The following is a 7,382-nucleotide window of genomic DNA, read 5'->3' as shown; positions in this document are numbered from 1 at the left end:
AAACTGGATCCTATATGCCGATCATGGAATGGATCCTATACGGCGGTCGGTGACAGCAGCAAGTACGCAACGAAGAAAAACGAACCATCGAGTGGAACTTTACCCGGCAGGATGCCGATAGAAAATTAGGTCGACATTATGTTTTTAAACTTGCGTGTTGAAGTACTAGTGCAAAGCCGTCACCATTTTTGCATCCGTGATCTTGCATATAAAAAAGGTTACTTTCTTCTCTGTTTGATTTTGCAAGGGCTGATGGGAATGCATCTCGCACCAAATACGGAACGACTATGAGCACAACCATCTAGGCCGCAGGCCGTAACGGATGTTTGGCTGCTTTGGCTGCTTTGGCTGCTTTGGCTTCCACATGATAAACACGGTTGTTACCGTTCGTGAAACCTTAGAAAACTATTCCAAAGTGAATTTTCACCAATGAAATAGTTGTCTATGGTTTTTTTAACGGCAGGTGGTAATTTTCAGAGCGCCAGACAAAAAAAGCGCCCTAAGGCGCTTTTTTAATACCGAACGGGCCGGTTCTAAACCGTCATCAGCCCATGTGCAGGCCGCCATTGACCGAGAAATCGGCGCCGGTGGAGTAACCACCTTCGTCCGATGCCACCCAGGCAATGATGGAAGCAATTTCGCTAGGCTCACCCAGACGCTTGACGGGCACGGTGGCAATGATCTTGTCGAGCACGTCCTGGCGAATGGCCTTGACCATGTCAGTACCGATGTAGCCAGGGCTCACGGTGTTGACGGTCACGCCTTTGGAGGCCAGCTCTTGGGCCAAGGCCATGGTGAAACCGTGCATGCCGGCTTTGGCAGCCGAGTAGTTAGTTTGACCGGCTTGACCCTTGGCGCCATTGACAGAGGAGATGTTGATGATGCGGCCCCAGCCTTTGTCCACCATGTCAGACACCACTTGCTTGGTGACGTTGAACATGGAGTTCAGGTTGGTTTCGATCACAGCGTCCCACTCTTCGCGCGACATCTTGATGAACATGCGGTCTTTGGTGATACCGGCGTTGTTGACCAACACGTCGATGGTGCCATGCTCGGCCTTGGTCTTGGTGAAGGCTTCGACTGTGGAATCCCAATCGCCAACGTTACCGGCCGACGCGTAAAACGTGAAGCCCAGGGCTGCTTGTTCAGCAATCCATTTGGCATGGTCGCGCGTAGGCCCGCAGCCTGCGATGACCTTGAAACCTTCTTTGCTCAGGCGCTGGCAGATGCCGGTCCCGATGCCACCCATACCACCCGTGACGTAAGCTACTTTTTGACTCATTTTCGTTTTCCTCGTTGTAAATTCTGAACTTATGAAACTTTGGGGAAACGTTCGCCGCCACTTAAGGCGTTGCGGCGAACAGTCCGCGTGAGATTGTCAATCAATAAACAGCACTGGACCATTAGGGCAAGCCCCAACTAATCAGGCTTTTGCCTTCACATAACGGCCTGGAGCGGCTTCAATGACTTTGTGTTTGCCTTTGCCGTAGGTCTTGGGCGCCGCAATTTGCTTGCCGGCTTGCTTGGCCAGCCATTCGGACCAGTCGGTCCACCAGCTGCCCTTGTGCTCCACGGCACCGGCCATCCAGTCGTCGTGGGCTTCAGGCAATTTGCCGTCTTCACGAATCCAGTGGCTGCGCTTGTTCTTGGCGGGTGGGTTGATCACGCCCGCAATGTGGCCGGAAGCGCCCATGACGAAGCGTTTTTTGCCCGGCAACACTTGGGTAGTAGCGTAGGCGCCACCGATTGGCACGATGTGGTCTTCGTAGGAGCCGTACAGGTAAACCGGCAGATCAACTTTGTTCATGTCGATCTTCTCACCGCACACGGTCACCTTGTTGGGCTTGATCAGGTTGTTTTCAAGGTAGGTGTTGCGCAGGTACCAGGCGTAGAACGGACCTGGCAGGTTGGTGGAGTCACCATTCCAGTACAACAGGTCAAACGGAGGGGGAGACTCGCCTTTGAGGTAGTTGCCCACCACGTAGTTCCATACCAGATCATTGGGACGCAGGAAGCTGAAGGTGCTGCCAAGGTCCTTGCCCTTCATCATGCCGCCCTTGCCCATTTCTTTTTCTCGCTTCTTGACCGATTTTTCGTCAATGAAGATGTCCAGAATGCCGGTGTCGGAGAAATCGAGCAGGCAGGTCAGGAAGGTGGCGCTGGCCACGGGCTTTTCGCCACGCGCAGCGAGCACGGCCAGAGCGGTGCCCAGAATCGTGCCGCCGACACAGAAACCCAAGGCATTGATGCTCTCAGCGCCCGTGATTTCTTGCGTCACTGCGATCGCTTTAATAACGGCTTGCTCCACATAGTCGTCCCACGACGCTTTGGACATGGAAGCGTCCGGATTGCGCCAAGACACCACAAACGTGCGGTGGCCTTGGGCCACGGCATAACGAATGAGCGAGTTGTCGGGCTGCAGGTCAAGAATGTAGAACTTGTTGATGCAAGGGGGCACCAGCAGGAACGGCTTCTCGAACACCTTGGCGGTGAGGGGCTTGTACTCGATCAATTGGAAAAAGTCATTCTCAAACACCACGGCGCCTTCGGTGGTGGCGATGTTTTGGCCGACCTCAAACACGCTGTCATCGGTCATGGACAGTGAGCCCTTGCGGATGTCTTGCAGCAGGTTTTGCATGCCCTTGGCAATGCTTTCACCCTTGGTGTCGATGGCTTTCTTTTGCGCTTCGGCATTGAGCGCCATGAAGTTGCTGGGGGCCGAAGCCGCCGCCAACTGCTCGACCGCAAAGCGGATGCGGGCACGGGTTTTTTCGTCCGCTTCAACCGCTTCAGCCATGCCCATCAGGGAACGGGTGTTAAGCAGGTAGGCGGCAGCAGAGAAAGCGGCTACCGGGTTATCGGTCCAGGCTTGGGCCGAGAAACGACGGTCGGTTGATGCCTCAGCGCCTTTGGCGCTCTGGGCCCAGAGTGCGGAAGCGTCCTTGAGGTATTGCTGCTGCAATTCCTGCATTTTTTCAGGGGCGATGGTGATCTTTGGAGGGGGGGCTGGGGGAGTCGTCAACTTGGCAACGGTTTCGCCCATGTCCATGTTCTGGAAAGACTCAAATGTTTTGGTCCAGCTCTCGCTCAACGTTTGTTGAAACTGCTGAGCCGATTGCGCCCAAAATTCCGGGGATTCCTGTGTCATGCTTTGCTCTCTGATTGAATGTTTATTACAGTAAGCCTTAGTATCCAAGGCCGACCCTTCGAAAACCTGACGTTTGTCAATTTCAATATTAACTGAATCATATGTACATCGTTCCGATTGCCTGGCTGTATGTGGCGCTGATGATGGCGGTGGCTGAAGCCAACCACCCCACCGGCACGGTGCTGGGGGCGGTCATTACCTTTGTGTTGTATGGCCTGGGACCGGTGGCGCTGGTGGTTTACCTGATGCGCTCTCCGGCCCGACGCCGGGCGATCAAAGCCAAAGAGGCCGCTGAGTGGGCCGCAGCCCAGCAAACCTCAGTCCAACCAGATGCAAGCCGCCAGGCGGCCGGTGACGCCATCACGCCGGTACGAGAAGTACCGTGACGGGTTGCTGACGGTGCACCAGGCTGGGCTACCGTCGTTGCCGTAAACCTGCGTCACGCCCAGCGCCGCCAGCCGCAAGCGCGCCAAACCCGGCAGGTTGGCCCACCATTTGCCTGAAACATGGGTGACAAACATTTCTAACGCTCGTTGGTTTTCCGCAACAAAAGCATCACGAACCTCGGGGCCGACCTCAAAGGCTTGCGGACCAATGCACGGTCCCAGCCACGCTATTATTTCAGGAGCTACTTGCGCAGGATGGACGGGGGCTAGAGCCCTAAAAGGCTTAATAAGTTGCTCCAGCACGCCGTGCCCACCCTGCCCTGCCAAACTGCGCCAACCGGCGTGGGCTACCCCAACCAGTCGACCTTGGGTGTCGGTCAGGAGCACCGGCAGGCAATCGGCCACCATGATGGTGCAGGCCAAGCCCGGTTGGGCGGTAAAGCAGGCATCGGCCGTGGTGCCATCCGGGGTGTCAGCCGTCAATCCGACCGCATGGGTGCCGTGAACCTGGGTCAAAAAAACCGGCTTGGCGCCCAGCCCCTGTTGCAGCGTGGCGCGGTTGGCCGCCACTGCCAAAGGCTGGTCGCCGACATGGTCACCCAGATTGAACGACTCAAAGGGCGCTGCTGACACGCCGCCCAAGCGGGTGGTGCACACCGCGTGGACGTTGGCCGGCGCTGGCCAGTCGGGAATGAGCCAGTCGGCGTTCACGCTCAAACGCTGCGAACGTGCACCTTGTCGTAGGCCACCAGCAGTTTGCGGTGCATTTCGCAGCCTTCGAGCATCAAGCCGGGGGCTGAGAGGCCCATGAAACGGTCGGTTTGCATGATCAGTGCGTGCGCCTGGGTCACGGCGCCGGCGCCATACAACTGGCGCAAGGCGTCCAGGTACGGGCCGGTATCGCCCATGCCGGCCAGATTGATCAGGCTCTCGATGCAGGCGTAAACGGCGCGACGCTGGGGGTTGAGTTGGTCAAAGTGTTTGACCCAGTCGCAGCCTTCCAGCGTGGCGGCTTCATCGCCAATGGCCAGGGCCAGCAGGGTTTTGAGCTCGCCCACGCGCAAGTCGCTCCAGAACGAACCGGCATCGGCCGCCATGCCAATGACTGCGGCCACTGGGCGTTGATCAGCCACGGCGGATTCGTTAAGGGCCTCCAGCAGGTCGGAGCATTCTTCGTCGTCAAGGTCGGACAAGTTCAGGATGGCTTCACGCATGTCGTTAGCGACGCTGTTGTTCTCGAAGTCGAGGTCGTCCACCGGGTAAATTTCCGACATACCCGGCACCAGAATGCGGCAGGCATAGACGCCCAGGTGGGTGAAGTCGGCCACGTAGATTTCGCGGCCGTCTTTGTGAATGCGGTCCACCGCCCAGGCGTAGTCTTCGGCCGTGGTGCTGCTGAAGTTCCAATCCACAAACGCGTAATCAGGCGCATCGCCCAAAAATTTCCAGTGGATGACACCGCTGGAGTCGACAAAATGGATTTCAATGTTGGTGGAGCTGGCCACTTCTTCGAGGTCAAAACCAGGCACCGGGAAACCGCCCAGCGCATCCAGCGCGCGGCCTTGCAGCAATTCGGTCAGGGCGCGCTCCAGCGCGATCTCAAAACGGGGATGGGCACCAAAGCTGGCAAAGCAGCCCTGGTCTTCAGGATTGAGCAGGGTGACGTTCATCACCGGGTACTGGCCACCCAAGGAGGCGTCTTTCACCAAAATACCAAAACCGGCGTTGCGCAAGGCGTTGATGCCAGCGGCAATGCGGGGGTAGCGGGCAATCACGGCTTCTGGCACGTCGGGCAGGCAAATGCCTTCACTGATGATGCGGCCTTTGACGTGACGCTCGAAAATCTCCGACAGGGCTTGCGTGCGGGCCTCGGCCTGGGTGTTGCCGGCCGACATGCCGTTGCTCACATACAAATTACCGATGATGTTGACCGGGAAATAGGTCACCACGCCATCGCGTTCGCGCACATAAGGAATGGCGCAGATGCCGCGCTCGGCGTTGCCGGAGTTGAATTCCACCAGGCTGCTGGCGTCGATGCTGCCTTCGGGGTTGTAGAACTTGTGCAGGCCGGGGTTGAGCACATCAACGGGCCAGCTTCCGTCTTCGGGCAGGTCAAACCAGCGCTCTTGGGGGAAATGCACAAAGTGGCGGTCCGCCACTTTGGGGCCCAGGTAATAGTGGGTCCAGAAGTAATTGGTGGAAAGGCGCTCAAAAAACTCACCCAGCGCACTGGCCAGGCAAGCCAGACGGGTCGCGCCCTTGCCATTGGTGAACAAGAGGGGGCAGTCGCGGTCCCGAATGTGCACCGACCAGATGCCATCCACCGGGTTCAGCCAACTGCGCTCCTCAATGTGAAAACCGAGGGCCTGCAATTTTGCTTGCAGGGTTTTGATAGTGGATTCAAGCGAGGCGTCTTTGCCTGGGATAAAGTTTTCAGTATTCATGGCGGCGAGCATACCGCACTGCAATTGTGCATTTTGGGCGGTAAACTTGCCCGCCAACCGACCGCCCACAACCCACTGGAGACTCTCATGATCCTCGAACTTGCCGATATCCGCATCCACCCTGGCCAGAATGCCGCGTTTGAAGAAGCCATCCTGCGCGGGCTGAACACGGCCATCAAACACGCACACGGGTTTCAGGGTTTCAAGGTCAACAAAGGCATCGAGAGCAAAGAGCGCTACCTGCTGCAAATTTTTTGGGACACGCTGGAAGACCACACCGTGGGCTTTCGCGAGTCGCCGGCCTTCGCCGAATGGCGGTCGATCGTCGGGCCGTTTTTTGCTGTTGCGCCAGTGGTGGAACACTTTGACCTGGTTGGCAAGTCGTGACCTTTGTCTTTGACCCGGCGCCGACGGTCTCGGTGCCCGTGGTGGGCAGCCCGTTGCGATTTCCGGTGCACCGCATTTATTGCGTGGCGCGCAACTACGTAGACCACGCGATCGAGATGGGCCAAATCGGCCGCGAGGCGCCGTTTTTCTTCATGAAACCGGCCGATGCGCTGGTGGTGGTGAACGCAGGCGACACCGCCGACCTGCCCTACCCCAGCCTGACCCACAACCTGCACCACGAAATCGAGCTGGTGGTGGCGATTGGCAAAGGCGGCAAAAACATCAAGGCGGTGGACGCCCATCAACACATCTTTGGCTACGCCGTGGGCCTGGACATGACGCGCCGCGACCTGCAAAACGAGATGAAAAAACAGGGCCGCCCGTGGTGCATTGCCAAGGGCTTTGACCATTCAGCACCGATTGGCCCGATCACCCTGGTGGCGGATGCCGGTGACATTACCCAGGCCGAAATTGCCTTGCAAGTCAACGGCGTAGAGCGCCAGCGCAGCCAGATTGCAAAACTAATCTGGAACATCGCCGAAACCATCGAACATCTGTCGGCGGCTTGGGCCTTGCAGCCCGGCGACCTGATTTACACCGGCACACCTGCCGGCGTGGGCGCGGTAGTGCCGGGCGACCTGCTCACGGGCAGCATCACCGCCTTAGGCGACCTGACCCTCACCGTTCAAGCCGCGTAACCTGCCTGCGCATGACCCGGGTCTCTTTAATTGATTGTTGCGCATCAAATGTCTGAGGGATGGTTCTGGTTGAAATGACTTGCGCAAGTACCATTTTGGGACTACATTATGGTATGCAAATAGTCTCCCTGCGCAATCTCCAATCCTACTGGCAACAACCAAACCGCAGTAATGTTGAAGGTGCGCTGAAGGCTTGGTTCGCCGAGGCTAAATTGGCACAATGGACGTGTCCCCAAGATGTGAAGAATCAGTATGCGAACGCCAGCATCATTGCAAACAACCGCGTCGTTTTCAACATCAAGGGAAACGACTACCGACT

At 57.3% G+C, this 7,382-nt stretch carries 8 protein-coding genes; 4 read left to right on the top strand and 4 right to left on the bottom strand.

Features of this window, described 5'->3' with window-relative positions:
• Window positions 1-544: 544 nt before the first annotated feature.
• On the bottom strand, window positions 545-1,282 hold the full coding sequence (phbB, locus tag WCG50_RS16025; RefSeq protein ID WP_336900599.1) for an acetoacetyl-CoA reductase: 738 nt from the start codon (window positions 1,280-1,282) through the stop codon (window positions 545-547).
• A gap of 141 nt (window positions 1,283-1,423) precedes the next feature.
• Entirely contained in the window at window positions 1,424-3,148 is a 1,725-nt protein-coding gene (gene phaC, locus WCG50_RS16020) for a class I poly(R)-hydroxyalkanoic acid synthase (RefSeq protein ID WP_336900598.1), read from the bottom strand.
• 101 nt (window positions 3,149-3,249) lie between these two features.
• Between phaC and WCG50_RS16015 the strand changes: the two genes are divergently transcribed.
• On the top strand, window positions 3,250-3,534 hold the full coding sequence (locus tag WCG50_RS16015; RefSeq protein ID WP_336900597.1) for a hypothetical protein: 285 nt from the start codon (window positions 3,250-3,252) through the stop codon (window positions 3,532-3,534).
• Here the strand turns inward: WCG50_RS16015 and pgeF are convergent.
• Window positions 3,466-4,245, bottom strand: coding sequence for a peptidoglycan editing factor PgeF (pgeF, locus tag WCG50_RS16010; RefSeq protein ID WP_336900596.1), 780 nt, complete (start codon window positions 4,243-4,245; stop codon window positions 3,466-3,468). The genes WCG50_RS16015 and pgeF overlap by 69 nt on opposite strands.
• 2 nt (window positions 4,246-4,247) lie before the next feature.
• Window positions 4,248-5,978: a 30S ribosomal protein S12 methylthiotransferase accessory factor YcaO gene (ycaO, locus tag WCG50_RS16005; RefSeq protein ID WP_336900595.1), complete on the bottom strand. Its 1,731-nt coding sequence runs from the start codon at window positions 5,976-5,978 to the stop codon at window positions 4,248-4,250.
• A gap of 87 nt (window positions 5,979-6,065) precedes the next feature.
• Here ycaO and WCG50_RS16000 point away from each other — a divergent pair, with 87 nt between their 5' ends.
• The 3 genes from WCG50_RS16000 to WCG50_RS15990 form a co-directional block, all read left to right on the top strand.
• Window positions 6,066-6,365: an antibiotic biosynthesis monooxygenase gene (locus WCG50_RS16000; RefSeq protein WP_336900594.1), complete on the top strand. Its 300-nt coding sequence runs from the start codon at window positions 6,066-6,068 to the stop codon at window positions 6,363-6,365.
• Entirely contained in the window at window positions 6,362-7,063 is a 702-nt protein-coding gene (locus WCG50_RS15995; RefSeq protein ID WP_336900593.1) for a fumarylacetoacetate hydrolase family protein, read from the top strand. Before WCG50_RS16000 ends, WCG50_RS15995 begins: the two co-directional genes overlap by 4 nt.
• A 113-nt stretch (window positions 7,064-7,176) precedes the next feature.
• A partial coding sequence (locus WCG50_RS15990) for a type II toxin-antitoxin system HigB family toxin (protein ID WP_336900592.1) occupies window positions 7,177-7,382 on the top strand: 206 nt, incomplete at its 3' end.

The organism is Rhodoferax sp. (assembly GCF_037143375.1).
GTDB lineage: Bacteria > Pseudomonadota > Gammaproteobacteria > Burkholderiales > Burkholderiaceae_C > Rhodoferax.
Note: the sequence above shows the minus strand (reverse complement) of the source record. Positions and strands in the feature narration are given on the sequence as shown.